The 24,991-nt window shown below is 64.2% G+C and carries 24 protein-coding genes; 12 read left to right on the forward strand and 12 right to left on the reverse strand.

From position 1 onward, the window contains the following. The first annotated feature begins 24 nt into the window (after positions 1 to 24). The 6 genes from UB31_RS11070 to UB31_RS11095 all read left to right on the forward strand — a co-directional run bounded on the left by UB31_RS11070 (position 25) and on the right by UB31_RS11095 (position 6,493). Complete coding sequence (locus tag UB31_RS11070) at positions 25 to 867, forward strand: fumarylacetoacetate hydrolase family protein (protein WP_045005542.1); 843 nt, start codon at positions 25 to 27, stop codon at positions 865 to 867. Between the two features lie 136 nt (positions 868 to 1,003). Continuing rightward, complete coding sequence (locus UB31_RS11075) at positions 1,004 to 1,615, forward strand: glutathione S-transferase family protein (protein ID WP_045010916.1); 612 nt, start codon at positions 1,004 to 1,006, stop codon at positions 1,613 to 1,615. A 15-nt stretch (positions 1,616 to 1,630) separates the two neighbouring features. Beyond that, entirely contained in the window at positions 1,631 to 2,500 is an 870-nt protein-coding gene (locus UB31_RS11080) for an MBL fold metallo-hydrolase (protein WP_045010917.1), read from the forward strand. 126 nt (positions 2,501 to 2,626) lie between these two features. Next, positions 2,627 to 3,775 carry an alpha/beta hydrolase gene (locus tag UB31_RS11085; RefSeq protein WP_045010918.1) on the forward strand — a complete coding sequence of 383 codons (1,149 nt, stop codon included), beginning with the start codon at positions 2,627 to 2,629 and terminating at the stop codon, positions 3,773 to 3,775. A gap of 65 nt (positions 3,776 to 3,840) precedes the next feature. Next, positions 3,841 to 4,812, forward strand: coding sequence for an iron exporter MbfA (gene mbfA, locus UB31_RS11090; RefSeq protein WP_045010919.1), 972 nt, complete (start codon positions 3,841 to 3,843; stop codon positions 4,810 to 4,812). 208 nt (positions 4,813 to 5,020) lie between these two features. After that, the gene (locus UB31_RS11095; protein WP_045010977.1) at positions 5,021 to 6,493 is read left to right on the forward strand and encodes an amidase; all 1,473 of its coding nucleotides are present in this window, start codon (positions 5,021 to 5,023) and stop codon (positions 6,491 to 6,493) included. A 255-nt stretch (positions 6,494 to 6,748) separates the two neighbouring features. On the opposite strand, the gene UB31_RS11100 is transcribed toward UB31_RS11095, so the two are convergent. Both UB31_RS11100 and UB31_RS11105 read right to left on the reverse strand, forming a co-directional pair. Further along, a complete protein-coding gene (locus UB31_RS11100; protein ID WP_045010920.1) occupies positions 6,749 to 7,837 on the reverse strand; it encodes a Zn-dependent alcohol dehydrogenase in 1,089 nt (362 codons plus the stop codon). A 43-nt stretch (positions 7,838 to 7,880) separates the two neighbouring features. Beyond that, positions 7,881 to 9,665 (reverse strand): acyl-CoA dehydrogenase family protein, encoded by a 1,785-nt coding sequence (locus tag UB31_RS11105; protein WP_045010921.1) that lies wholly within the window; start codon positions 9,663 to 9,665, stop codon positions 7,881 to 7,883. A 233-nt stretch (positions 9,666 to 9,898) separates the two neighbouring features. Between UB31_RS11105 and UB31_RS11110 the strand changes: the two genes are divergently transcribed. From UB31_RS11110 to UB31_RS11120, 3 genes are all read left to right on the forward strand, one after another. Then, a complete protein-coding gene (locus UB31_RS11110) occupies positions 9,899 to 10,600 on the forward strand; it encodes an SDR family NAD(P)-dependent oxidoreductase (protein ID WP_045010922.1) in 702 nt (233 codons plus the stop codon). A 117-nt stretch (positions 10,601 to 10,717) separates the two neighbouring features. Continuing rightward, positions 10,718 to 11,548: an enoyl-CoA hydratase gene (locus UB31_RS11115; protein ID WP_045010923.1), complete on the forward strand. Its 831-nt coding sequence runs from the start codon at positions 10,718 to 10,720 to the stop codon at positions 11,546 to 11,548. Between the two features lie 44 nt (positions 11,549 to 11,592). Beyond that, on the forward strand, positions 11,593 to 12,213 hold the full coding sequence (locus UB31_RS11120; protein WP_045010924.1) for a cupin domain-containing protein: 621 nt from the start codon (positions 11,593 to 11,595) through the stop codon (positions 12,211 to 12,213). Positions 12,214 to 12,265: 52 nt separating this feature from the next. On the opposite strand, the gene UB31_RS11125 is transcribed toward UB31_RS11120, so the two are convergent. Next, a complete protein-coding gene (locus UB31_RS11125; protein ID WP_045010925.1) occupies positions 12,266 to 12,889 on the reverse strand; it encodes a GNAT family N-acetyltransferase in 624 nt (207 codons plus the stop codon). Positions 12,890 to 12,971: 82 nt separating this feature from the next. Continuing rightward, a complete protein-coding gene (locus UB31_RS11130) occupies positions 12,972 to 13,175 on the reverse strand; it encodes a DUF1127 domain-containing protein (RefSeq protein ID WP_045010926.1) in 204 nt (67 codons plus the stop codon). Positions 13,176 to 13,285: 110 nt separating this feature from the next. Here UB31_RS11130 and UB31_RS11135 point away from each other — a divergent pair, with 110 nt between their 5' ends. Both UB31_RS11135 and UB31_RS11140 read left to right on the forward strand, forming a co-directional pair. Then, positions 13,286 to 14,185 (forward strand): transcriptional regulator GcvA, encoded by a 900-nt coding sequence (locus tag UB31_RS11135; RefSeq protein ID WP_045005567.1) that lies wholly within the window; start codon positions 13,286 to 13,288, stop codon positions 14,183 to 14,185. Positions 14,186 to 14,328: 143 nt separating this feature from the next. Beyond that, on the forward strand, positions 14,329 to 15,660 hold the full coding sequence (locus UB31_RS11140; protein ID WP_045010927.1) for an MFS transporter: 1,332 nt from the start codon (positions 14,329 to 14,331) through the stop codon (positions 15,658 to 15,660). Between the two features lie 115 nt (positions 15,661 to 15,775). Here the strand turns inward: UB31_RS11140 and UB31_RS11145 are convergent, their stop codons facing one another. From UB31_RS11145 to UB31_RS11155, 3 genes are read right to left on the reverse strand one after another with little or no spacing between them, the layout of a single operon-like run. Further along, the gene (locus UB31_RS11145; protein WP_045005570.1) at positions 15,776 to 16,189 is read right to left on the reverse strand and encodes a Rieske (2Fe-2S) protein; all 414 of its coding nucleotides are present in this window, start codon (positions 16,187 to 16,189) and stop codon (positions 15,776 to 15,778) included. Further along, positions 16,189 to 17,298 (reverse strand): amidohydrolase family protein, encoded by a 1,110-nt coding sequence (locus UB31_RS11150; RefSeq protein ID WP_045010928.1) that lies wholly within the window; start codon positions 17,296 to 17,298, stop codon positions 16,189 to 16,191. Before UB31_RS11150 ends, UB31_RS11145 begins: the two co-directional genes overlap by 1 nt. 24 nt (positions 17,299 to 17,322) lie before the next feature. Next, the gene (locus UB31_RS11155) at positions 17,323 to 18,381 is read right to left on the reverse strand and encodes an amidohydrolase family protein (protein WP_045010929.1); all 1,059 of its coding nucleotides are present in this window, start codon (positions 18,379 to 18,381) and stop codon (positions 17,323 to 17,325) included. Positions 18,382 to 18,550: 169 nt separating this feature from the next. Here UB31_RS11155 and UB31_RS11160 point away from each other — a divergent pair, with 169 nt between their 5' ends. Continuing rightward, positions 18,551 to 19,033 carry a CinA family protein gene (locus tag UB31_RS11160; protein ID WP_045010930.1) on the forward strand — a complete coding sequence of 161 codons (483 nt, stop codon included), beginning with the start codon at positions 18,551 to 18,553 and terminating at the stop codon, positions 19,031 to 19,033. 164 nt (positions 19,034 to 19,197) lie between these two features. Here the strand turns inward: UB31_RS11160 and UB31_RS11165 are convergent, their stop codons facing one another. The 5 genes from UB31_RS11165 to UB31_RS11185 form a co-directional block, all read right to left on the reverse strand. Then, positions 19,198 to 19,473 carry a DUF1488 family protein gene (locus tag UB31_RS11165; RefSeq protein ID WP_045010931.1) on the reverse strand — a complete coding sequence of 92 codons (276 nt, stop codon included), beginning with the start codon at positions 19,471 to 19,473 and terminating at the stop codon, positions 19,198 to 19,200. 79 nt (positions 19,474 to 19,552) lie between these two features. Further along, complete coding sequence (locus UB31_RS11170) at positions 19,553 to 21,022, reverse strand: AMP nucleosidase (RefSeq protein ID WP_045010932.1); 1,470 nt, start codon at positions 21,020 to 21,022, stop codon at positions 19,553 to 19,555. A 214-nt stretch (positions 21,023 to 21,236) separates the two neighbouring features. Further along, positions 21,237 to 22,571, reverse strand: a complete 1,335-nt coding sequence (locus UB31_RS11175) for an HlyD family type I secretion periplasmic adaptor subunit (RefSeq protein WP_045005578.1) — start codon at positions 22,569 to 22,571, stop codon at positions 21,237 to 21,239. Then, on the reverse strand, positions 22,568 to 24,316 hold the full coding sequence (locus tag UB31_RS11180) for a type I secretion system permease/ATPase (RefSeq protein WP_045010933.1): 1,749 nt from the start codon (positions 24,314 to 24,316) through the stop codon (positions 22,568 to 22,570). The genes UB31_RS11175 and UB31_RS11180 overlap by 4 nt, the downstream gene beginning before the upstream one ends. A gap of 265 nt (positions 24,317 to 24,581) precedes the next feature. Beyond that, positions 24,582 to 24,851 carry a GlsB/YeaQ/YmgE family stress response membrane protein gene (locus tag UB31_RS11185; RefSeq protein WP_045005582.1) on the reverse strand — a complete coding sequence of 90 codons (270 nt, stop codon included), beginning with the start codon at positions 24,849 to 24,851 and terminating at the stop codon, positions 24,582 to 24,584. Positions 24,852 to 24,991: the final 140 nt, after the last annotated feature.

A 24,991-nucleotide genomic window follows, 5' to 3' on the forward strand; every position in this document is an offset into this window, starting at 1 on the left:
GGTCCATCTGAGGGAGAAACGAGAATGAAGCTTGTTCGTTATGGCGAAAAGGGTGCGGAAAAGCCCGGCCTGATCGACAAATCCGGCCAGTTGCGCGACCTGTCGGCGCATGTGAAGGACCTGACCGGCGAGGCCTATTCGCCGGACTCGCTGAAGAAGCTCGCCGCCATCGACCCGGCGTCGCTGCCCGCCGTCTCCGGCAAGCCGCGGTTCGGCGCGCCCGTCACCGGCATCTCGAAATTCGTCGCCATCGGCCTCAACTACAGCGACCACGCCAAGGAAACCGGCGCTGCGATCCCGACCGAACCGATCATCTTCATGAAGGCCAACACGTCGCTGTCCGGCCCGAACGATGTGGTCGAGAAGCCGCGCGGCTCGACCAAACTCGACTGGGAGGTCGAGATCGCCGCCATCATCGGTACCCGCGCCAAATACATCTCTGAGGCTGACGCCCTGAACTACGTCGCCGGCTATTGCGTCTGCAACGACGTCTCCGAGCGCAACTTCCAGACCGAGCGCCTGGGCCAGTGGACCAAGGGCAAGTCGCACGACACATTCGGCCCGGTCGGCCCGTGGCTCGCCACCAAGGATGAGATCAAGGACGTGCAGAACCTGTCGATGTGGCTCGACGTCAACGGTCAGCGCCGCCAGACCGGCTCGACCCAGACCATGATCTTCTCGATGGCCAAGTGCATCTCCTATGTCTCGCAGTTCATGACGCTGCTGCCCGGCGACATCATCACCACCGGCACCCCGCCCGGCGTCGGCCTCGGCATGAAGCCGCCGACGTTCCTCAATGTCGGGGACGTCATCACGCTCGGCATCGAGGGCCTCGGCGAGCAGCGCCAGGAGATCGTGGCGGCGTAGGCTGCGACCTCTCCCCGTCATTGCGAGCGAAGCGAAGCAATCCAGAATCCCTCCGCGGAAACAGTCTGGATTGCTTCGTCGCTTCGCTCCTCGCAATGACGAAAATCAACTGCTGGCCATCCCGTAGGACACATCGATGAAACTCTCCTTCTCCGCCGCCTCGCCCTTCGCCCGCAAGGTGCGCATTGCCGCAATCGAGCTCGGGCTGATCGACAAGATCGAATTCACGCCGGCCACCGTCGCGCCGGGCCAGGCCAACGAGGATTATTCGCGCATCACGCCGCTGAAAAAGCTGCCGGTGCTGATCACCAATGACGGCGACGTCATTTTGGATTCCTACGTCATCGTCGAATATCTCAACGAGATGGCCGGCGGCAGTCTGATCCCGGACTACGGCCCGCAGCGCTGGAAGACCAAGACCAATCACTCCTTGATCAACGGCATGCTCGATTCCTTGCTGCTGTGCCGCTACGAGAGGATGGTACGGCCGCAGGGCCTGCAATGGCAGGCGTGGTCTGACGACCATTGGAACCGGGCCTGGACCGGCATGGCGCGCTTCGAGAAAATGCCGGACGTCCTGAACGGACCGTTCGACATCTCGCAGATCGGCCTCGTTTGCGTGCTCGGCTATGCCGACTTCCGCTTCGCCGATTGCGGCTGGCGCAAGGCCTATCCGAAGCTCGATGCGTTTCACCAGAAGATGCTGGAGCGGCCCTCTGTCAAAATCTCGGTGCCGCCGGCGGCGTAAATCTCGGGAGTTCTCATGAGCTTGAAATTCACCGTCGGCGATCTCACCATCCATCGAATCATCGAGCAGGAAACCACGTTCTTCCCCGCACTGGAGCTGTTGCCGGGACTGACGCCAGACGTGCTGGCCGAGAACCGCGCGTGGATGAAGCAGGCGAAGGCGCTGGACGATCAGGATGTGCTGATCCTCTGCTTCCAGTCCTATGTGATCAAGACGCCGCACCACACCATTCTGGTCGACAGCTGCATCGGCAACGACAAGCCGCGGCCGCAGCGGCCGAACTGGAACATGAAGACCGACGACAACTACGCGCGCGGGCTCGCGGCCGCGGGCGTCTCCGTCGACGACATCGACTTCGTGATGTGCACGCATCTGCATGTCGACCACGTCGGCTGGAATACGCGGCTGGAGAACGGCCGCTGGGTGCCGACCTTCCCGAAGGCGCGCTACGTGTTTGCCAAGCAGGAGTTCGACTACTGGTCCGAGCAGAATGCGAAGGCGCCAGTGCCGCCCTTCGTGGATAGCGTGCTGCCGGTGGTCGAGGCCAAACGGCACGAGGTGGTCGGCAACGATCACCAGATCGGCGATCACGTCCGCATCCTGCCGACCCCGGGCCACACACCCGGCCACGTCGCCTTTACCTTCGGCCGCGGCAAGGACGACGCTGTCTTCAGCGGCGATCTCATGCATTCGCCGATCCAGACGCTCTATCCGGAGATGTCGGTGAAGTTCGACGTCGATCCGGCAGCGGCGGCAACGACGCGCCGAAGCTTCCTGGAGCGCTATTGCGACACCGACACGCTGTGCTGCACCGCGCATTTCCCTTCGCCGTCGGTGGGGAAGATCAGGCGCAAGGGCAGCGGGTTCGTCTGCGCGGCGGTTTAGCGAGATGCCGTAGGGTGGGCAAAGCGAAGCGTGCCCACCCTTCCAAACGCGTTAGAGAATGGTGGGGACGACGCGCGAAGCGCGCGCCTTTGCCCACCCTACGATTCCACCCGAGCGGAGGAAACGATGACAGCGCTCCCCGACATCCCCCTGCCCGCCGGAATCCGCTCGCGCTATGTCGAGGGCATCAACGGCTTGCGCATGCATGTGCTGGAGGCCGGCTTCGAGACCAAGGGCCGTCCCTGTATCCTGCTGCTGCACGGCTTTCCGGAGCTCGCCTTCTCCTGGCGCAAGGTGATGCCGGCGCTCGCAGCCGCCGGCTATCACGTGCTCGCACCCGATCAGCGCGGCTATGGCCGCACCATCGGCTGGACCGCGGATTACGACGGCGATCTCACGCCGTTCTCTCTTCTCAACCTCGTGCGCGATGCGCTCGCCCTGGTGTCGGCGTTCGGCTACAAGCAGGTCGATCTCGCCGGACATGATTTCGGAAGCCCGGTCGCGGCGTGGTGCGCGCTGATCCGGCCCGACGTGTTTCGTTCGGTGACGTTGATGAGCGCGCCGTTCGGCGGAACGCCGCAATTGCCCTTCAACACGGTCGATAGTCCGGCTAAGCCTGCGGTCGAAGATCCCGTGCATCGCGAACTCGCCGCGCTGCCGCGCCCGCGCATCCACTATCAATGGTACTATGCGACGCGCGCCGCGAACGCCAACATGCAGCACGCGCCGCAAGGCGTGCATGATTTTCTGCGCGCCTATTATCATCACAAGAGCGCGGACTGGATCGACAACAAGCCGTATCCGCTCAAATCATGGTCCGCGGGAGAACTCGCAAAGCTGCCGACCTATTACGTGATGGACCTCAACGAGACCATGGCGGAGACGGTCGCAAAGGAGATGCCATCGCCGGCCGCGATCGCTGCCAATCGATGGCTGCCGGACAGCGATCTCGCCTATTACAGCGCCGAATATGCCCGCACCGGATTCCAGGGCGGTCTGCAATGGTATCGCTACGGCACCACGGGCATGCTCAACAGCGAGATGCAGCTGTTTGCGGGCCGCAGCATCGACGTGCCCTCCTGCTTCATCTCTGGCAAGCAGGATTGGGGCACTTATCAACGGCCCGGCGTGTTCGAGGCGATGCAGGGGCGCGGCTGCACCAGGATGCTCGGCTGCCATCTCGTCGACGGCGCCGGCCATTGGGTGCAGCAGGAGCAGCCGGCCGAGGTCAGCCGATTGCTGCTCGACTTCCTGGCAAAGGCCCGTTCCGCCTGATTTGACCCAGGAACCTCGGCGCCCTATAGTTTAGAATAATTCTAAACTAGCAAGACAGGGCCGTCGTGAAGAATTTTTCCGATCTGACCGAGCGCGAGGTGCTTGCGGTCGCGATCTCCTCCGAGGAGGAGGACAGCCGCATCTACATGAGCTTCGCCGAGGATCTGAGAGAGCGATACCCGGACACGGCCAAGATTTTTGAGGAGATGGCCGAGGAGGAACGCGGCCACCGGCATCGCCTGCTCAAACTCTACGAAGAGCGCTTTGGCCCGCATCTGCCGCCGATCCGCCGCGAGAACGTCAAAGGCTTTTTGCGGCGGCGTCCGATCTGGCTGACCAAGAACCTGCCGCTCGACACGATCCGGAAGGAAGTCGAGACCATGGAGCTCGAGGCCGAGCGTTTCTACGCGAGGGCCGCCGAGCAGGCCGAGGATGTCGGCGTGCGCCGCCTGCTCGGCGATCTCGCCGAGGAAGAGAAGCACCACGAGAACCGCGCGGTCACGCTGACCGACGAGATCCTGAAGCCCGACGTGCGCGCCGAGGAAGACCGCACGCGACGGCGGATGTTCGTGCTGCAATATGTGCAGCCGGGCCTCGCCGGGCTGATGGACGGATCGGTCTCGACCCTGGCGCCACTGTTCGCGGCCGCCTTCGCCACGCATCAGAATTGGCAAACGTTTCTGGTCGGCCTGGCCGCCTCGATCGGCGCCGGCATCAGCATGGGTTTTGCGGAAGCGCTGTCCGATGACGGCTCGCTGACCGGCCGCGGCTCGCCCTGGCTGCGCGGTGCCGCCAGCGGCATCATGACTGCGCTCGGCGGGCTCGGTCACTCCCTGCCCTTCTTGGTCCCTGATAGTTGGCCAAATGCGTTCTGGATCGCCACTGCGATGGCCGGCGTGGTCGTATTCTTCGAATTGTGGGCGATCGCCTTCATCCGCTCGCGCTACATGGATACTCCGTTCCTGCAGGCCGTGTTCCAGATCGTGCTCGGCGGCGCGATCGTGCTCGCGGTGGGGATCTTGATCGGGGCGGCGTAGCAGCCTCACTGTCGGTGTCATCGCCCGCGAAAGCGGGCGATCCAGTACGCCGCGGCCGATCAGTTTAATCACAGCCGTCTCGGAATACTGGATCGCCCGGTCAAGCCGGGCGATGACAGCTAGCCGGCATATCAATCGCCATCAAACGGCGGTTGCGCCATTTGGCCAAACTGCGCATCATCTCGCCAGTGAAACGCAGGAGCATGTCGTGGCCAAGTCGGAATGGAGCTACAAGAGCGCGGTCGAGCTGTCGGCCGCATTGACTGCCAAGAAAGTTTCGTCGGTCGAGCTCACACAGGATGCGATCGATCGCATCGAGCGGCATGACGGCAAGGTCAACGCGATCTGCGTCCGGGATTTCGACCGTGCGCTCGACGCTGCACGCACAGCTGACGCAGCACTCGCGCGCGGCGAAAGAAAGCCGCTGCTTGGCCTGCCGATGACGGTGAAGGAGTCCTACAACGTCGCCGGCTTGCCCACGACCTGGGGTATTCCCGCGCAGAAGGATTACATCGCCAAGGAAGACGCGCTGCCGATCACGCGGGTGAAGGACGCCGGCACCATCGTTCTCGGCAAGACCAACGTGCCGCTCGCGCTCGCCGACTGGCAGAGCTACAACGACATCTACGGCACCACCAACAACCCCTACGATCTCGGCCGCACACCGGGCGGCTCGTCCGGTGGCTCGTCGGCCGCGCTGGCCGCGGGCTATGGGCCGCTCTCGATCGGCTCGGACATCGGTGGCTCGCTGCGCGTGCCGGCGTTCCATTGCGGTGTCTATGCACACAAGCCGACCTTCAATCTCGTGGCCATGCGCGGGCATGTCGCGCCACCGGCGCCGCCTTTGCCATTCGAGCGCGACCTCTCGGTGATCGGTCCGATGGCGCGCAGCGCCGCCGACCTTTCCCTCCTGCTCGATGTCATGGCCGGCCCCGATCCAATCGACGCGGGCCTGGCCTATCGTCTCGAATTGCCGGCGGCGCGCCACAGCGCGCTCAGGGATTTCCGCGTGCTGCTGATCGACACCGACCCGGTGCTGCCGACTGATACCGCCGTGCGCGGCACCCTCAACAAGCTCGCTGACCATCTCGCCAAGGCTGGCGTGAAGATCGAACGCAAGAGCCCGCTGCTGCCGGACTTCGCGGCCTCTTCGCGGCTCTACATGCGGATGCTGATGTCATTCCTCGCCGCAAGTTTTGCACCCGACATTTATGCTGGCGCCAAGGCCGCTGCGGCGGCGCTCCCCGAAGGCGATAACAGCCTCGCCGCAGAGCGGCTGCGCGGCATCGCGCTGAGCCACCGCGACTGGGTGGTGGCGAACGCAGGACGCACGCGGCTGCGCGCGCAATGGCGGGAGCTTTTCAAGACATATGACGCAGTGATCTGTCCGGTCATGCCGACGCCGGCCTATCCGCACGACCATTCGGAAGACCAGGAAACCCGCCGCATCACCATCGACGGCAAGAAGTACGCCTATCCCGACCAACTCGCCTGGCCTGGCATCGCCACGCTGCCCGGCCTGCCCTCCACCGCGATCCCGACCGGCTTTGCGCCGGATGGGCTGCCGGTCGGCGTCCAGATCGTCGGCCCATGGCTGGAGGACCGCACACCGCTCAAGCTCGCCGAGCTGATCGAGCGCGAGTTCGGCGGATTTGTGCCACCGAAGATGTTTGACGATTAGTGCCGCCTCGTCATTGCGAGCGAAGCGAAGCAATCCAGAGATCTATCCGCGGAAACAGTCTGGATTGCTTCGTCGCAATGGCTCCTCGCGATGACGGAGCAAAATGGCGTGGAGCAAGGCGTAACCCACTCTCCGCCGTCATGCCACGCGAAGGCGGGGCATCCAGTACGCCGCGGCGACAATTGGTACACACAACTCCCGCTGCGGCGTACTGGATCGCCCGGTCAAGCCGGGCGATGACACGGTCAGTGTGGCTCAGCTATCGAACATGATCACGCTGCGCAGCGTCTTGCCGGCTTTCATGTTGGCAAAGCCTTCGTTGATCTCCGACAGCTTCAGCTTGGCCGAGATCCAGTCTTCCAGATGCAGCCGTCCGCGCAGGTAGAAATCGACCAGCCGCGGCATGTCGACGCGAAAATGGTTCGAGCCCATCGAGGAGCCCTGGATCCTGCGCTCGCGCAGGAAGTCGAAGCCGTGCAGCTCGATCTTCTGGCCGAACGGGATCATGCCGACGATGGTGGCGGTGCCGCCGGCGGCAAGCATGCCGAACGCCTGCTCCGCGGTTTCCTTGCGACCGAGCACCTCGAAGGAATGATGCACGCCGCCATTGGTGAGATCGCGCACCTGCTTCACCACGTCGCCGTCGGCGGGATTGATGATGTCGGTGGCCCCCAGCTTGGTCGCGAGCTGGAGCTTTGCCGGATTGGTGTCGATGGCGATGATGCGGCCGGCGCCCGCGATCTGCGCGCCGTTGATCGCGGCCATGCCGACGCCACCGCAGCCGATCACCGCGACGGTTTCGCCGGCCGTCACCTTCGCGGTGTTCACGACCGCGCCGTAGCCGGTGATGACGCCGCAGCCGATCAGCGCGGCAAGATCGAGCGGCATTTCCTTGCGGATTTTGACGATGGCATTTTCGTGCACCAGCATCTGCTCGGCAAAGGACGAGAGATTGAGAAACTGGTGCAGCTTCTCCGGCTTCGACCACTGCATTCGGTCGGAGACGCCCGGCAGCAACTTCACCGTGGTGTCGGTGCAGAGCACGGTGCGGCCGGTAGTGCAATTGTCGCAGGTGCCACAGAACACGGACAAGCAGGTGACAACGTGATCTCCGGGCTTCACATAGGTGACGTCGGAGCCGACCTGCTCGACCACGCCGGCGGACTCGTGCCCGAGCACCGCGGGCAGCGGATGTGGATAGAGGCCTTCCATGAAGTGCAAATCGGAATGGCAGAGTCCGGCGACCGACGTGCGGATCAGGACCTCGCGCGGGCCCGGCTTCGGCAAGCTGACATCCTCGATGACCAGAGGCTTGTTGACTTCATAGAGGACAGCGGCCTTCATCGAGCACTCCCTATCGCTTTTTTGCTTTGGACGCGGGCGCAGCCTACGCTGCCAGAACCAGTTCGCCAACCTCGCTCATGCCAGCGTCGCGATCGCCGAGCAGCAGTGCGGCGATCTTCTGCTGCGTGGCATTTTCCGTCAGCCGGAACGGATCGCTCGACGACACCCGGTGATCGATCACGAGACGCGACAGCAGCAGCCTGCGGGCATCGCCGCGCATGTCGTAGATACGGTGCGCTTCCCAGGCGAGCGCGACGGCGCTAGCGACATGATAGAGCAGGCTCGTCGCGCGCCGCGCATCTGCTTCGTTCTCGGATTTGCCCGCAACCTCGCGCGCAAAGCCAACCGCGCGATCGGTAAGGCCGCGCAGACGGTCGCGCCAGGCCTGCGGCACGGACGCGCTGTCGTCGAGCCGGGCGTGCAGGTCGGCGGCAAGCGCGGCTTCGGCGCCGTGGCGGCCGACGGCGCGCCTCAGCGCATCGATGGCGACGATGTTGCCGGTGCCTTCCCAGACTGAGCCGAGATGCGCATCGCGAAGCAGCCGCGGAGTGGCGAATTCCTCGATATAGCCGATGCCGCCGCGCATCTCGAGCGCATCGCCGCAGACTTTTCGCGCGTCGCGCGTGGCGCGGAATTTCAACGTTGGCGTCAGGATGCGCAGCAGCGCCGCCGCATCCTGGCTGCCGGCCTCGGCACGGTCGAGCGCATCGGCGGTCAGAAAGCTCATCGACAGCGCCTGCTCGACCGGCAGCATGATCTTCAGCATCTGGCGCCGGCCGAGCGGCAGGTCAATGATGCGGTTGCCGAACACGACGCGGTTCTTGGCGACCGTCATCGCATCATGATAGGCGCGGCGCATCAGCGCAGTCGACTTGACGCCGTTCGAGAGCCGCGACGAGTTCACCATCTCGGCCATCTGCACAAAGCCGCGATCGAGCTTACCGACGGCGTACGCGATTGCGCCTTCGAGCTTGATCTCGCCCGAGGCCATCGAGCGGGTGCCGAGCTTGTCCTTGAGACGCACGATCCGGTAGTGATTCTGTGAGCCATCGTCGAGGAAACGCGGCATCAGGAACAGGCCGACGCCGCGCGTGCCGGGCCCGGCGCCTTCGGGACGCGCCAGCAGCATCACCACCTTGGCGTCCGCGTTCGAGCAGAACCATTTCTCGCCGGTGAGGCGCCAATGGTCGCCCTCCTGCACCGCGCGCGTGGTCAGCGTGCCGACGTCGGAGCCGCCTTCCTTCTCGGTCATGAACTGGCCGCCTTGCGTCAGCTTGCTCATGTCGGTCTGGGTCAGGCCGTCGAGATATTTGGCCTTCAGCGCGTCGCTGCCAAAATTCGCCAAGAGCTTGGCGCAACCGTCGGTGACGTTGATCGGGCAACCCATGCCGAATTCGGTCTGGTTGAACAGAAAAGTGAAGGCATGCTTGGCCACGACAGGATATTTGTCGGGCCAGCCCATGATCCCCTTGCGGAGCGAGAGCGCATGGATGCCGAACTCGCCGAACGCGGCCTTCTCCAGCTCGCGATAGGCCGGGTGGTATTCGATCCACTGCACGTCGCGGCCGAACTTGTCGCGCTGGTGCAGTACTGGCGTGTGCCGGTCGGCCAGCCGCGCATAATCGTCGAGCGGGCCGCCGGCCAATTCACCCAGGCGATCGAGATGCGGCTCGATGTGGCGGAACAGCGTGTCCGGCAGATGGATACGCAGGAGATCCGTCAGCGCCTGATCCGCACGGTAAAAGTTCATGCCAGTGGTATCGGGCGCCAGCAGGCCGGATGGCGCGGCCGCGACATTTTTCTCCTGTGCTGTGCCCGGATGTCGCATGATCGTCCTCTTCGTTTCCGCGCCCTGCGGTCATTTTGCGCTGCTTTAACGCTTGCCGCTTGGGATGATGTCGATCATGCTCCAGCCGACAGATTGGATAAAGCCGCAAATTGTCAGGGAGGCATGATCGCCGCGAGGGAGCAATTCGCTCTGCGGAATTGTGATCAAGCCGGCTGGTTGTCCGCGCGGCGGATGCATAGATCAACGGCTCCCAGTCTTCGAGAGATCACGCCATGGAACACCCAAAGTACAAGATCGCGCTCATTGTCGGCGCTGGCGAAGGCCTCAGCGCCTCGCTGGCGCGGCTGCTATCCGCCCAGGGGATTCGCGTCGCACTCGCCGCGCGAAAGATCGAGAAGCTCGGCGCACTCTGTAGCGAGACCGGCGCCAAGGCCTATGCCTGCAACGCCACGGAGCCGGAGGAGGTCGAGCGCCTGTTCGGCCTGGTCGAGCGCGAGATCGGCACCCCCGACCTCGTCGTCTACAACGCCAGCGGCCGCGCGCGCGGGCCGTTCGTCGATCTGGTCCCGGCCGACGTTGCTCAAGCCATCGCGGTCAGCGGCTATGGCGGTTTCCTGGTGGCACAGCAGGCCGCAAAGCGCATGCTGCCGAACAAGCACGGCGCGATCCTGTTCACGGGCGCCTCGGCAAGCGTCAAGGGCTATGCGCAATCCGCTCCGTTCGCGATGGGCAAATTCGCGCTGCGCGGGCTCGCACAAAGCATGGCGCGCGAGCTGTCGCCGCAAGGCATCCATGTCGCGCATTTCGTGATCGACGGCGGCATCAAGAGCACAGCGCGCACCGAGCCAACGGACAAGCCTGACTCGATGCTCGATCCCGATGCGATCGCGGAGAGCTATTGGAACGTGTTGCAGCAGCCGCGCAGCGCCTGGAGCTGGGAGCTGGAGCTGCGGCCCTGGGTGGAGAAATTTTGAAGCACGACTGCCGTAGGGTGGGCAAAGGCGCATCGCGCCGTGCCCACCAGTGACGACGAGGACGCAAATGGTGGGCACGCTTCGCTTTGCCCACCCTACAAGAGCAGAGGGAGCGACATGACCATGGAAACCACCGTCGACACCGGCACCAATGAACTGCTCTGCGTCATCCGCGACCGCGTCGCGGTGATCACACTGAACCGTCCGGAGGCACGCAACTCGCTGTCGGACACGCTGACGCCGGCGCTGCGCACGATGATCCGGACCTGCGGCGAGGACCCCAATGTCGGCGCGCTGCTGATCACCGGCGCCGGCGAAGCGTTCTGCGCCGGCGGCAACGTCAAGGGCATGGGCGCGCATCGCGACCCGAAGAAGCTGGAAATGTCGCTCGAGGATAAGGTCGCCGATCTCCAGGAGCGGCAGCGGCTGCTCACCGGCGCGCTGGTGTCCGTCCGCAAGCCGACGATTGCCGCCCTGCCCGGCGCCGCGGCCGGCGCCGGGCTTGCCATCGCCATGGCCTGCGACATCCGCATTGCCGCGCAATCAGCCTTCGTCGCCACCGGCTATGCTCGTATCGCGCTGAGCGGCGATTACGGTATCGCCTGGCTGCTGACCCGGCTCGTCGGCACCGCACGGGCGCGCGAGCTGATGTTCACCGGCGACAAGGTCGACGCGGCGCGCTGCGAGGCCATCGGCCTCGTCAACCGCGTGGTGCCCGACGACAAATTGCAGACTGAGGCCTTCGCGCTGGCCAAGTCGCTCGCCGAAGGCCCGCGCCTCGCGCTGCGCTACATGAAAGACAATCTCGACGAGGCCCTGCAATTCGACTTCGAGACCGCCCGCGACCACGAGGCCGAACGTCTGGTCCGCCTGACCACGACCGCCGATCACAAGGAGGCCGTGCAGGCCTTCATCGAGAAGCGCAAGGCGGTGTTCGCGGGGAAATAGGGTCACACAGCCGCTGACCGCAAGAGCAATCGAGGAGTGACACCATGAGCCCTCGAAGATCAGGCGCTTACTATCTCATCGCCGGGGTGGTCTCGCTGATTGCGTTGGCCGTGTTGCCGGCGGCAGCAGCCGAGCCGGGAAAATTCGTTGTCACTCAAGTCGCGCAGAAAAAATTGAGTGGCCTCCCACCGGGAGAGCTCTATTGGCGCGTCGAGAATTTCCCCACACTCGATCTGGCGCAAAACGCTGCGAGCGCGAGCCCGAATTCATTGGCCGCTGAGGTCTCGGGCAAGGTCTGGCTGTTCACGCTCGGCCCGAAAGGCGGCATGACGCCTGGCGGCACGACAGCCGCCGAGATCGGGCCGGTACCGGTCTTCGCGGCGCCCGAATATCTGCTGCAAATCAATCACGCCGGCGGTCCGCCCGGCTCCAGGACGCCGGTGCATTCCCATCCCGGCTCGGAGTCGTTCTATGTGCTCGCCGGACAGGTCGGCCAACGCACACCGCACGGCGTCAGCCGCACCGAAGCTGGCAAGTCGATGGTCGGCCACGGCCCGGACATGGCCATGGAAGTCTTCAGCGACGGGACGACGGACCTGGACCAACTGGTGATGTTTTTGTTGGATGCGACCCGGCCGGCCTCGGTGCCGGCCAAGTTCGAATGAGGCGCAAAAAAATGCCCGGCTCTGAATCAACAGAGCCGGGCTTGGAGTGGTGTCAGGCCGAGGCTGAGGGGCTTACGGCCTGACGGGAAAGAGCGGCGAGGCGCCAGCTGGCGCAGGGAATGTCCTTCGGCGCGACATTGATCTCCTTGTCGAAGCGCACCAGCTTCCAGTCGTCCGGATGGTTGACGAAGGCGAAGCCGGATTTGCGCGCGAGCGAGATCATGGTCTGGTTGGAGCGCAGCGTGTCGCCGAACATGTGCTCGGCTCGAAGCGCGGCTGCGCGGCATTCCAAATTCTTCAGCAGGGCGGTGGCGATGCCGTGGCCCTGCCAGCGGTCGTCGACCGAGAGACCGAACTCAAGTGCCGAAGTTTCGGCATGAAAGGCATAACGGGCCTCAGCAACGATCGTGTCAAAACCGTCGACCGTCATGGTCGCGACGACCGTGAAACGTTCGCGCTCGCCGACCTGGAGGAAGTCGTGCAGCAGCCCCTTCGGCAATTCGCTGATGGCGCCGAAGAAGCGGTTGTAACGGGAGCGGGTCGTGAGCGAACGGAAATAATGCTGCAGCTCGTCGGTGTCGCGCGGCTCGACGAAGCGGACGTCGAGCGCCTCACCTTGCCGGGTGCGCAGCGTGTCCGAATATTGCTTCAGATCTTCCAGGCGAAGAATGCTCATGACACGTGCCTTCAGAAATTTCCCTTGCGGAAAAGGGACCGCCGGCGCCCCTGTGATCAGGCGGCGCCGGCCTGGCGGCCAATCAGGCCCGCCAGAAGGGTTTGTCGGCCTCAAAGGCCACATCGGTCCAGGACAGGCCAACGTCGTGGAGATCGCGGGCGGTCCAGTGGCTCAGCTCGCGACGGGTCCGGTAGCGCTCGTGCCAGACATGGATCGTTTCGCCGATCTGGTAGATCAGGCCGGGTGCATGATGATTTGTCATCGAATTATCGGTACAAGTAGACATTTTAAGCTCCTCGAGCTAACTTGGGTGCCAATATCTGCCCGCGCGCGCGTTTCGACAAACGACAATTTGTACCTCTTCGCATGAAATAAGCTCATGCATTCTGCTGCCAAATGACTGCCAGATTGCCTTCCCTGAACGGATTGCGGGCGTTCGAGGCCGCCGCGCGCCATCTCAGCTTCACGCTAGCCGCGGCCGAGCTGAACGTGACGCAGACCGCGATCAGCCATCAGATCCGCAGGCTCGAGGAGGAGCTCGGCATCCGCCTGTTCATCCGGCAGAACCGCGCGCTGGCGCTGACGCCTGAGGCGCGCGACTACCTGCCGGGCGTCCGCGCCGCCTTCAACGACCTCCGCCTTGCGACCGACCGGCTGCTGCGCAAGGACGACGACAAGGTGCTGACCATCTCGACGCTGGCCTCGCTCGCCGCAAAGTGGCTGCTGCCGCGACTGACCGATTTCCAGGAGGCGCATCCCGGCATCGATGTCCGCATCACCACCTCGACCAGCCTCGTCGACTTCCAGCGCGACAATGTCGATGCGGCGATCCGCTACGGCCGTGGCCAGTGGCCGGGCCTGCGCGCCGACTGGCTGATGGCGGACGAGCTGTTTCCGGTGTGCAGCCCTTCGCTGCTGCGCGGCGACAGGCCTCTACGCCAGCCGGAGGATCTGAGGGGCTATCCACTGCTGCACACGTCCAACGCCAACAGCGACGATTGGCGGCTGTGGCTGACGGCGGCAGGCCTGCCCGCCGACATTGCCAAGCAGCCCGGCATCACCTTCGACATGATCTTCATGACCATCCAGGCCGCGATCGACGGCATCGGCGTGGCGATGGGACGGACGTCCTACGTCCAGGACGACATCGCCAAGGGCCGGCTCGTGGTTCCCTTCAAGATCGCGCTGCCGGCCGATGCGGGCTTCTACCTGGTCTCGCCGGAGGGGCGCCGCGAGGCGCCGAAGCTCGCCGCCTTCCGCGAGTGGATGATCGCTGCAACGCAGAATAAAGCCTGAAAAATCATCAGCTTCCGTCGCAAAATAAGTTGACTCGCAACGCCTCGCGCGAGAGGGGTAGTCAGATTGTCACAGCAACAATCTGTCGCCTTGCCGTGAAGATGAGTTCCGGTCCGGCCGCGTCAAAAAAGGGGAGAAACGTCATGGCTGGGCCAGCAGCATCCACCAATCCGCCCGAGATCAAGTCGCGCATCGGCGCGATCCTGCGCGCGACCAGCGGCAATTTCCTCGAGCAGTTCGACTTCTTCCTGTTCGGCTTCTATGCCGCCGCCATCGGCAAGGCGTTCTTCCCCTCGACCAATGAAACCGCATCGCTGCTCAACACCTTCGGCGTCTTCTGGCTCGGCGCGCTGATGCGCCCTGTCGGCGCCATCGTGCTCGGCGCCTACATCGACCGCATCGGCCGCCGAAAGGGCCTGATCGTCACGCTGGCCATCATGGCCGCCGGCACTGTCGTCATCGCATTCTGCCCGACCTACGCGAGCATCGGCATTGCAGCACCGATCATCGTGCTGCTCGGCCGGCTGCTGCAAGGCTTCTCCGCCGGAGTCGAGCTCGGCGGTGTCTCGGTCTATCTCGCGGAAATCTCCACGCCCGGCAATCGCGGCTTCTACACCTCGTTCCAGTCGTCGAGCCAGCAGGTTGCGATCTTCGTGGCGTCGATCCTCGGCTTCCTCCTGTCCGAGGTGATGCCGGCCGACACCGTGGCCGCCTGGGGCTGGCGCATTCCGTTCTTCGTGGGCTGCTTGATCATCCCCTTGATCTTCATGCTGCGGCGGACGCTCGAAGAGACACCGGCCTTCCTCGCGATGAAGAAGCATCCGACCGCGAACGAGGTGTTCGCCTCCGCGCTCGCCAACTGGCGCATCGTCATCCTCGGCATGATGATCGCGATCCTGACCACGACGACGTTCTACTTCGTCACCGTCTACACGCCGACCTTCGGCAAGACCGTGCTGAAGCTGTCGACGCAGGACGCCCTGCTTGTCACGCTGCTGGTCGCGGTCAGCAATTTCATCTGGAATCCGGTCGGTGGCGCGCTGTCCGACCGCATCGGCCGCAAACCGGTGCTGCTCGCCATCGCCGGCCTGGCGTTCGTCACCGCCTATCCGGCATTGTCCTGGCTGGTGGCGGCGCCGACCTTCGGCAAGCTGCTCGCGGTCGAGATGATGTTCTCGTTCTATTTCGGCATGTACAGCGGCACCATGCTCGGTGCACTCGTCGAGATCGTGCCGGCGCATGTCCGCACCACCTGCTTCTCGCTCGCCTTTGCGCTCGCTGCTGCGCTGTTCGGCACCTTCACGCCGTTCGCCTCGACCTTGCTGATCGAGCACACCGGCGACAAGGCCTCGCCCGGTTTGTGGCTGATGCTCGCAGCCTTCCTCGGCATCATCGCGACGTCGATCGTCTATCGCGGCGGCCGCCAGGCGGTGACGACGTATGATGCGGTTGGCGAACCGGCGGCAAGCCACTGATGGTCATTCCGGGACGCCCGAAGGGCGAGCCCGGAATCCATTTCTCCCAGCATTCCTGTCGCACAATGGATTCCGGGCTCGATGCTTTGCATCGCCCCGGAATGACGGTGGGGACTTACAGCTCAACCACCACATAATCGCTCTCGACCCGCACCGGGATAGTCTCCGCGACATAGGGCCCCTTGACCACGCTCGCGCCCGGCTCGACATGGGCCGCATATGCCTTCACGCGGAAGCGGCGGGGGTCGCAATAGGATTGGCCGGTGCGGATGTCGAATTCCCAGCCGTGCCATGGACAGCGGATAATCTCCCCCAACTTGGTGTATTCGATCTCGCCGGGGTCGCTCGATTGCGCAAGCCCGATCAGCGGGCCCTCGCACAGCGCCGCGCCCTGATGCGGGCAGCGGTTCATCAGACCGAAATACTCGCCCTTGATGTTGAAGACCGCGATCGGCCGTCCCTCGATCTCCAGAAATTTTCGCGTGCCCGGCGGCAGCTCATCGACCGCCGCAATCACATGCCGCGCCATCAACTCATCCCGTAAAGCTTCTTGGCATTGCCGAGATAGAACGCCTCGCGATTGGCCTCGCTGACGCCGGCCGGCAGCACGCGCGACGGCTCGTCATAGTCCCAATGCGGATAGTCGGTCGCGAACAACAGCCGATCCCAGCCGATCCATTTGATGACGTCGAACAGATCCTCGCGCCGCTCCGGATCCTCCATCGGCTGCGTCGTCCACCATACCTGCTCGCGGATATATTCCGACGGCGGACGCTTCACATGCGGCACCTCGCTGCGCAGGCGCTGCCAGACCTTGTCGAGCCGCCAGGCCAGCGACGGCGCCCAGCCGAAGCCCGCCTCGATCATCACCATCTTCAATTTCGGAAAGCGCTCGAACACGCCTTCCAGAACAATACTGGCCAGTGCCGATTGCTGGCACTGCGAATGTCCCACCATCTCCTCGATGTAATAGCTCGGCCAGCCCGACGGCGTGATCGGGTTGCCGCCGAAGCCGAAGGCGTGGACGCCGACCGGCAGGCCCGCCTCTTCCGCAGCCTGATAGATCGGCCAGTAGCGGCGTTGGCCGAGCGGCTCGACATTGCGGCTGAGCAGCAGCACCTGAACGAAATTCTTGTCGCCGGCGCGCTCGCGGATTTCGGCGGCGGCCGACAACCCGTCTTCATTGCCGACGACGATCGACGCCTTCAGCCGCTTGTCCTTGCTGGTCCATTTGTCGATCTGCCAGTCGTTGATCGCCGAGCACAGCGCGGCCGAGAGCTCGTGATTGCGGATGCCCTGCCCGGAGTTGAGCGGATTGAGCACGCCGAGCTGTACGTTGTTGGGATCGAGCAGCTGCTTCTGCATGAAGGACAGCGAGGACCCCTGCGGGCCGCCTTCCGGCGGATAGGCGTCGCGGCGCGAGGCATTGGGCTGGGCCTTCGGATAGGGCGGACCTTCCATCATGCCCTGATAGGCATGGACGCCGTAGATCTCGAGATGATGCTGCCAGCGTTTGGCCAGATAAGGATAGAGCTCGGTGCGGCTGGCGCGCGCCGGATGGATGTCGCAGTCCGCGATCGCGGTTTTGACGGTCAGGGGGGAAGCGGCTTCGGTGCCTTCGCGGAACTGGATATTCATCGCCTTGCCTCCTTTGGCAGCGGGCTAAGTCAGGCGGGGATAGGTGGCGAGCGGATTGTCGATCATGATCTTGCGCACGAGATCGGGGGTGAGACCTGCGGGCAGCGCGTCCTGGCCGTCGAACTGCCAGTGCGGGTAGTCCGTGGAGAATAGGACCAATTCATCCGACTGCATATGATCAAACAGGCGAATTAATGTCGCTTCGTCCGGCGGCGCGTCAAATGGCTGTAACGAGAAGCGGATGTTGCTTCGCACAATTTCAAGCGGCGCGCGATCGACCCAGGGCGTCTCCATCCGCACCCCGCGCCAGAATTTGTGCAGACGCCAGAGATAGGGGGAGATCCAGGAGATGCCGGATTCCAGCATCACCATCTTCAGCCGCGGATATTTGGCGAACACGCCCTCGACGATCAGGCTGGTGAGCTGGGTCTGGAACGCCTGGGCCTGACCGACATAATCCTCGATGTGGTAGGAACCCCAGCCCACCGCGGTCGGCGGATTGTGATAAGCGGAACCGGCGTGGATGCCGATCGGCAGTTCCAGCCGTTCCGCCGCCTCGTAGATCGGCCACAGCGCGCGCTTGCCCAGTGGCGTGTCGCCCATCACCAGCATCAGCACCTGCACGAAGCGCCGGTCCTGCGCGCAGCGCTCGATCTCGACAACGGCCTTCTCGACGCTTTGCGTCGGGATCACGATCGAGCCGCGCAGCCGCGGATCGCGATCGAGCCATTCCTTCGCCAGCCATTCATTCAGCGCGCGGCAGAACGCGGCTTGCAGATCCTCGGAAAACACCATCTGCACGCCGTAAAGCGGATTGCAGATGGCATACGTGAGCCGAAAGGGTTCGAGCACATGGCGCTGCATGTCGTCGAGGCTTTCGCCGGGTTTGCCCGTTTCTGGACGCCAGTCCGGCCGCGCCACGATCGGCGAGTTCTTCGGATAGGATTGCGAGACGAGGTCGACCATGCCGCGCGTCGTCACCTGGTCGCGCCAGTAGTCGTTGAGATACGGCAGCAGGCTGGTCAGATGCGGCACGGCCGGATGCACGTCGCAATCCACCCCGCCGGCGATCAGGGACGCCATGACGTCTCCCTTTTGCGTTTCCTCTTGACGTTACTTTTGCGCAGCGCTTCGCCGCGCCGTCTTGCGTCCTGCCATTCAAGCAGGCCTGCCCGCCGCCTGCAACTCGGCCAAAGCCGCTGTCATATGCTAGGAAGGCGCAGCTCGGTTGCGATGGAGTGAGGTACAGGACATGAAAGAGCTTGTCGGCATTGCGGAACAGGTCGCGGCGAAACTGACCGCGCGCAAACAGACCATCGCGGTCGCGGAATCCTCGACCGGCGGCCTGATCTCGGCCAGCCTGCTCGCAGTGCCCGGTGCGTCGGCCTATTTCCTCGGCGGCGCCGTGGTCTACACCCGCGACGCCCGGCGCGTGCTGATGGATATTTCGGATGACGGCATGAAGGGCTTTCGTTCGTCCTCGGAGCCTTATGCGCAACTCCTGGCCGAGCAGATGCGCGGCCGCTTCAATAGCGACTGGGGGCTTTCGGAAACAGGCGCCACCGGCCCCACCGGCAACCGCTACGGCGACGCGGCCGGCCACAGCTGCATGGCGGTGGCTGGCCCCGCGGCGGAGGTGATCACGCTGGAGACCGGGAGCAATGACCGGTTTGCGAACATGCAAGTGTTTGCGGCGACGGCGCTGAAGTTGCTGCTGAGGAAGTTGGAGGGGTGAGCTGCTGTGCTGTGAGTGAGGGCAGTATCGCCACAAACACCGCTGTCATGCCACGCGAAGGCGGGGCATCCAGTACGCCGCAGCCTATCGATTCAATCACGACTGTCTCGGAGTACTGGATCGCCCGGCCAAGCCGGGCAAGGACAGCGGAGAACGGAGCGACACTACCGCCCCAAATGCCGCATGAAAATCCGCACCACGTAGCCCTTGAAGCGCGGCGCCTCGTCGAAGACATCCGACGCGATCCGTTCGACGGTCTCGCGCAGCGACACGAACTGCGCCTGGCGGGCGCTGCTTTCGGTGCCCTGCATGCCCGCAAGCTCGTCCAGCGCCGCGTCGCTGATCTGGCAGTCCACGACCTCGCCGTCGTTCATCATGGTGAAGCGAAAGGCCAGCCGTTCAAGGTCATGGCCGATGATCCTGTCGCGCGTCAGCGGCATCAAGTCGTCCCGGTCGAGCCCCCGAACGAGACAATGCTAAAAATCTTTCCGCCTGTCAGCAGCAAACAGAGACTTCGCCCTACTGAAACGCGACTTCGGCGAAGCTGCGAAGCTTTCGCGAATGCAACCGCTCCGATTCCTGCTGCTTGAGCCGCTCCAGCGCCTTCAGGCCGATCTCGAGATGCTGGCCGACGCGGCGGCGGTAGAATTCGCTGGCCATGCCCGCCAGCTTGATCTCGCCATGCAGCGGCTTGTCGGAGACGCACAGCAGCGTGCCGTAGGGGACGCGGAAGCGGTAGCCGTTGGCGGCGATCGCAGCCGATTCCATGTCGAGCGCCACCGCACGCGATTGCGACAGGCGACGAATGACCTCGGGACCGCTGATCTCCCAATTGCGGTTGTCGACGCTGGCAACGGTGCCCGTGCGCATCAGGCGCTTGAGCTCAAAACCTTCCAGGCCCGTGACGTCTTCGACCGCCTCTTCGAGCGCGACCTGCATCTCGGCCAGCGCCGGGATCGGCACCCATAGCGGCAGCTCGCGATCGAGCACGTGGTCCTCGCGCACATAGCCATGGGCGAGCACGTAGTCGCCGAGCCGCTGCGTGTTGCGCAAGCCGGCGCAATGCCCGAGCATCAGCCAGGCGTGCGGCCGCAGCACCGCGACGTGATCGGTGACGTTGCGCGCGTTGGACGGGCCGGTGCCGATGTTGATCAGGGTAATGCCGCGATAGCCGGGCGCGACCAGATGAAAGGCCGGCATCTGCGGCGCGCGCACGGGTGCTGTACCCGTCGTTGCGCCGCCATTGCGCATGATGACGTTTCCGGGCGCGACAAAGGCGTCGAGGCCCGCCTCGCCGGACTGAAGGCGCTGCTCGCAAAGCTGGGCGAATGCATCGACATAGAACTGGTAGTTGGTGAAAATGACAAAGTTCTGGAAATGCTCGGGGTCGGTGCCGGTGTAGTGATAGAGCCGGCGCAGCGAGTAATCGACGCGGGCGGCGCGAAACAGCGACAGCGGCTCGGGCGTGCCCGGCTGAAGCTCGAACGTGCCGTCGGCGATCGCATCGTCCATGGTGGCGAGATCGGGCACGTCGAACGCATCGCGCAGCGACCGCGTCACGGGCGAATTCTCGCTGGTGGTGATGGCGGCTTCAATGTTGATATCGCGGCGATAGGCGAAGTGAACGGGGATCGGCTCACTGGATTCACCAATTTCGACCGGCACGCCGTGATTCTGGATCAGCAATCCGATCTGCTCGGTGAGATAGGCGCGGAACAAATCCGGCCTGGTCACGCTGGTTTCGTGCACGCCGGGCCGGGCGACGAAGCCATAGGCAAGACGCGAGTCGAGCCGCGCATGCGTCGCAGTCGTGACCCGGACGAAGGGATAATAGGCTCTCGCGCGCGTCGTGACGGCCTCGCCGTTGACATAGGCCTCGAACCGGTCGCGCAGGAATTTTGTGTTGCGCTCATAGATCTCTTCGAGGCGGGCGACGGCCGCGGCCGGGTCGATGAAGGCTTCGGTGGCGATGGAGGGTGGGGTCTGCATTGTTCGACGCCGGGTTGCTGGGGCCTGAGTCGAACTATAGCAAGAACGAGAAAGCGTAGGGTGGGCAAAGCGAAGCGTGCCCACCATCTTCATTGCCGAACGAAAAATGGTGGGCACGGCGCTTTGCGCCTTTGCCCACCCTACGAGATCGAGTCTGCCGCTCGAGATCCCGGATGCGCGCCAAGCGCGCTCCGGGATGCTGCGCCTTCGCGCGTCACTTCTCCCGGAAGGCCCGCATGAACTGGTCGTGCAGCGGCTTCATCAAGTAGGAGAACATCGTGCGGTCGCCGGTCTGGACGAAGGCTTCCGCCGGCATGCCGGGGATCAGCCTGGAGTCGCCGAGCTTGGCGACCTCCTCCGCGGACATCGACACTCGGATGGTGTAGTAGCTCTGCCCGGTGCGCTGATCGGTGGTGACGTCGGGCGAGACGCGGGTGACGACGCCGTTGAGCTCGGGCGTGGTTCGCTGGTTGAAGGCGGAGAGGCGCAACAGCGTCTTCTGGCCGATCTGGAGCTTGTCGATATCGACCGGATTGACCTTGGCCTCGACCTGGAGGTCGTCGGCCTGCGGCACGATCAGCATCAAGGCGTCGCCGGCGGTGACGACGCCGCCCACCGTGTGCACGGTCGATTGCAGCACCATGCCGTCCTGCGGCGCGCGGATGTCGACACGGCGAAGCTGATCCTCGGCCGCGACCTTGCGCTCGATCGACTCGCCGATCTTGTCATTGGTCTCGCGCAAATCCTTCGAGACCTCGCTCACCATGTCCTTGTCGACCTGGATGATCTGGAGCTCGGTCTCGGTGATCTTGCCCTTGGCCTGCGCCCGCGAGGCGATGTACTGCGCACGCTCGCCGTTGAGGCGCGCGCTGTCGCGCTCGAGCGTGGTCAGACGTGAGATCTGCACCAGGTGCTTGTCGTAGAGATCGCGGACGCCGATGAGCTCCTGCTGCACCAGCGAGATCTCCTTGTCCTTGGCCTTCTCCTGCGCGGAGAGACCCTCGATCTCCTCGTTGAGCTGCTGGATGCGCTCGCGGAGCTGCGCCTTCTGCCCCGCACGGCCATTGACGCGAACGTCGAACAGCTTTGTTTCGGCGGAGAGCAGCACCTTGACGTCGGGATCGTTGCCACGATCGAGCAGCGCCTGCGGAAACTCGAGCTTGTCGAGCCCGCGCTGCTCGGCCTGAAGCCGCGCCGCTCGCGCCTGCCCCGCGTCGAGATTCTTGGTGACGATGGCGAGATTGGCCTTGGTGACGGTGTCGTCGAGCCGCACCACGATGTCGCCGGCCTTGACCAGGTCGCCGTCATGGGCACGCACCTCGCCGACCACGCCGCCGGTCGGATGCTGCACCTTCTTGACGTTGGATTCGACCACGATCTGGCCGGGCGCGATCAGCGCGCCGGAGATCTGCACCATCGACGCCCAACCGCCGAGGCCGACGGCCAGAACCAGCACGATCGAGACCCCAAGGATCAGGTGAAACCGGATCGACTCCCGCACGGTTCTCTTCGCGCCGGGCTTTGCGCCGCCAATCGTCATCGTGCTCATGCTTTGGCCACTCCGCCTTCACTGACGATCTTGATCGGCGCCGGCGGCGCGACGCGGGACTGGAGCACCTGGGCGAGCACCTGCTCCTTCGGCCCGAAGGCCTGCATACGGCCGTCGCGCAGCACCAGGATCTGGTCGACCGCCTCGACGCCGATCGGCCGGTGCGCCACCACGATGACGATGGCACCGCGCTCGCGCGCGGCACGGATGGCGCGGGTCAGCGCTTCGTCGCCTTCGGTGTCGAGATTGGAATTGGGCTCGTCGAGCACGATCAGGAACGGATTGCCGTAAAGCGCGCGCGCCAGCGCCACACGCTGCGCCTGGCCTGCGGAGAGCGAAGTGCCCTGCTCGCCCACTTGCGTGTTGTAGCCCTCGCGCATCTTGATGATCATCTCGTGCACGCCGGCTTCTTTCGCCGCGCCGATGATGCCGTCAGACGTGGCCTCGGGATCGAAGCGGCTGATGTTCTGCGCGATGGTGCCGCCGAACAGTTCGACGTCCTGCGGCAGATAGCCGATATGGCGGCCGAGCATGTCGGACGCCCACTGGTCGAGCGCTGCGCCGTCGAGCCGCACCTTGCCGCGCACCGGTTGCCAGACGCCGACCAGCGCCCGGATCAGCGACGATTTGCCGGAGCCGCTCGGCCCGATCACGCCGAGGCCGTTGCCGGCTTCGAGCGCAAAGGTGATGTCCTGCACGATGAGCCGCTGGTCGCCGGGCGGCACCATCGCGACGCCTTCGACCGAGAGCCGGCTGGTGGGCGCCTGCAACTGGGTCGGCATCGTTTGCGCCGGCATCTGTTCCAGAAGACGGCTGAGGCGGTGCCAGCTCTGGCGTGCGGTGACGAAGGATTTCCAATGCGCGATCGCGAGATCGACCGGCGCCAGCGCGCGGGCGGAGAGTATCGAGCCTGCGATGATGATGCCGGCGGTCGCCTCCTGGTGGATGACGAGATAGGCGCCGACCGCGAGCACCGCCGATTGCAGCATCATGCGCAACACTTTGGCGACCGCGCCGAGACCGCCGGCGACGTCGCTCGCACGCTGATTGCCGGCGAGATATTTTTCGTTGGCCTCGCTCCAGCGCTGGTTCAACCGGCCGGCCATGCCCATCGACACCAGCACTTCCGCATTGCGGCGGCTGGACTGGGCGAGATCGTTGCGCTGGGCGGCAAGGCCCATCGCCTCTTTCGCCGGCTGGCGGGAGAGGAACTCGGTGACCAGCGTCAGCCCGACCAGGATGATGGCGCCGACCAGTGCGGTGAGGCCGATCATGACATGGAAGGCGAAGCAGATGGCGAGATAGAGCGGCAGCCAGGGCAGGTCGAAGAACGCACTCGGTCCCATGCCGCCGAGAAAGGAGCGGACATTGTCGAGGTCGCGCAGCGGCTGAAGCCCCTCGTTGCGACTGCCGACCAGCAGCGGCAGGCGCACGATGGTGTCGAACACGCGCTTGTTCAGGGCTTCGTCGAGCGCGGTGCCGATCCGTCCCAGGATGCGGCTGCGGATCATGTCGAGCACGCCCTGCGCCATATAGAGGCCGCCGGCGAGGACGATCAGACCGACGAGGGTCGGGATGCTGCGGCTCGGCAGCACCCGGTCGTAGACTTCCAGCATGAAGATCGACCCGGTCAGATAGAGCAGGTTGATCATGCAGCTCATGAAGCCAAGGCCGATCAACGCCGTGCGGCAGGCACGCAGCGCGTCACCGAGCTCTGAACGGCGGAGGCCGGGAACGGCTGCCATCAGTCTGATCTCTTTCGGGCGAGGGGCAGAAACCCCTGATTTCAAAGGTACATTGAGGGGTACTTGCCCCGGATTAATATCGCGTTCTCTCCCGCGTGCGGCGCAATCGAATTAATCCAGGACCTTGATTACGTCACATCTACCGCGGATGGCCTGATGCGCAAGTCCGGTATTTCACAGTCTTCGCGGCTTTTTATAGCAGACAAATACGCCCCTCCCCAGCCTGGGGAGAGGCGCAAAGTTCCGCTTCGCTGAACGGAGAAGCCTAGAACCGGCCGCCGCCGCGGACCAGCCGCACCACCAGCAGCAGGATGACCGCGCCGATGGCGGAATAAATGATCTCCGATACCAGCCCGGTACCGATATGAATGCCGAGCTTGGGGAACAGGAACGTCGCGACAAACGCACCGGCAATGCCGATCACGATGTCGCCGATGATGCCGAAGCCTGCGCCCCGCACGATCTTGCCGGCCAGCCAGCCGGCCACGAGGCCGACGAACAGGATGACGAGCAGGCCTTCATTCGAAATGTACATAAGTCAGATCCCTCTCCGTGAACGGCCGCATGGAACCGGAATCGGGATGAATGGGGTCTGAATGCTGTTCCCCGCTCTCCCGGACCGCGCCGGCAAAAACGTCGAAAACAACCCCATGCACAGTAGAACACCTCTTCGCC

Origin of the sequence: Bradyrhizobium sp. LTSP849 (assembly GCF_000938255.1) — a bacterium.
GTDB lineage: Bacteria > Pseudomonadota > Alphaproteobacteria > Rhizobiales > Xanthobacteraceae > Bradyrhizobium.

What these genes read in the sequence shown, in the direction of transcription:
- UB31_RS11125 (WP_045010925.1), bottom strand. Translation starts at nt 12,889, where the DNA reads ATGAGCATTCTTCGCCTGGAAGATCTGAAGCAATATTCGGACACGCTG.
- UB31_RS11160 (WP_045010930.1), top strand. Translation starts at nt 18,551, where the DNA reads ATGAAAGAGCTTGTCGGCATTGCGGAACAGGTCGCGGCGAAACTGACC.
- UB31_RS11070 (WP_045005542.1), top strand. Translation starts at nt 25, where the DNA reads ATGAAGCTTGTTCGTTATGGCGAAAAGGGTGCGGAAAAGCCCGGCCTG.
- UB31_RS11105 (WP_045010921.1), bottom strand. Translation starts at nt 9,665, where the DNA reads ATGCGACATCCGGGCACAGCACAGGAGAAAAATGTCGCGGCCGCGCCA.
- UB31_RS11165 (WP_045010931.1), bottom strand. Translation starts at nt 19,473, where the DNA reads ATGCCGCTGACGCGCGACAGGATCATCGGCCATGACCTTGAACGGCTG.
- UB31_RS11085 (WP_045010918.1), top strand. Translation starts at nt 2,627, where the DNA reads ATGACAGCGCTCCCCGACATCCCCCTGCCCGCCGGAATCCGCTCGCGC.
- UB31_RS11155 (WP_045010929.1), bottom strand. Translation starts at nt 18,381, where the DNA reads ATGGCGTCCCTGATCGCCGGCGGGGTGGATTGCGACGTGCATCCGGCC.
- UB31_RS11180 (WP_045010933.1), bottom strand. Translation starts at nt 24,316, where the DNA reads ATGGCAGCCGTTCCCGGCCTCCGCCGTTCAGAGCTCGGTGACGCGCTG.
- UB31_RS11140 (WP_045010927.1), top strand. Translation starts at nt 14,329, where the DNA reads ATGGCTGGGCCAGCAGCATCCACCAATCCGCCCGAGATCAAGTCGCGC.
- UB31_RS11145 (WP_045005570.1), bottom strand. Translation starts at nt 16,189, where the DNA reads ATGGCGCGGCATGTGATTGCGGCGGTCGATGAGCTGCCGCCGGGCACG.
- UB31_RS11175 (WP_045005578.1), bottom strand. Translation starts at nt 22,571, where the DNA reads ATGAGCACGATGACGATTGGCGGCGCAAAGCCCGGCGCGAAGAGAACC.
- UB31_RS11185 (WP_045005582.1), bottom strand. Translation starts at nt 24,851, where the DNA reads ATGTACATTTCGAATGAAGGCCTGCTCGTCATCCTGTTCGTCGGCCTC.
- UB31_RS11115 (WP_045010923.1), top strand. Translation starts at nt 10,718, where the DNA reads ATGACCATGGAAACCACCGTCGACACCGGCACCAATGAACTGCTCTGC.
- UB31_RS11170 (WP_045010932.1), bottom strand. Translation starts at nt 21,022, where the DNA reads ATGCAGACCCCACCCTCCATCGCCACCGAAGCCTTCATCGACCCGGCC.
- UB31_RS11130 (WP_045010926.1), bottom strand. Translation starts at nt 13,175, where the DNA reads ATGTCTACTTGTACCGATAATTCGATGACAAATCATCATGCACCCGGC.
- UB31_RS11135 (WP_045005567.1), top strand. Translation starts at nt 13,286, where the DNA reads ATGACTGCCAGATTGCCTTCCCTGAACGGATTGCGGGCGTTCGAGGCC.
- UB31_RS11120 (WP_045010924.1), top strand. Translation starts at nt 11,593, where the DNA reads ATGAGCCCTCGAAGATCAGGCGCTTACTATCTCATCGCCGGGGTGGTC.
- UB31_RS11080 (WP_045010917.1), top strand. Translation starts at nt 1,631, where the DNA reads ATGAGCTTGAAATTCACCGTCGGCGATCTCACCATCCATCGAATCATC.
- UB31_RS11110 (WP_045010922.1), top strand. Translation starts at nt 9,899, where the DNA reads ATGGAACACCCAAAGTACAAGATCGCGCTCATTGTCGGCGCTGGCGAA.
- UB31_RS11075 (WP_045010916.1), top strand. Translation starts at nt 1,004, where the DNA reads ATGAAACTCTCCTTCTCCGCCGCCTCGCCCTTCGCCCGCAAGGTGCGC.
- UB31_RS11150 (WP_045010928.1), bottom strand. Translation starts at nt 17,298, where the DNA reads ATGAATATCCAGTTCCGCGAAGGCACCGAAGCCGCTTCCCCCCTGACC.
- UB31_RS11100 (WP_045010920.1), bottom strand. Translation starts at nt 7,837, where the DNA reads ATGAAGGCCGCTGTCCTCTATGAAGTCAACAAGCCTCTGGTCATCGAG.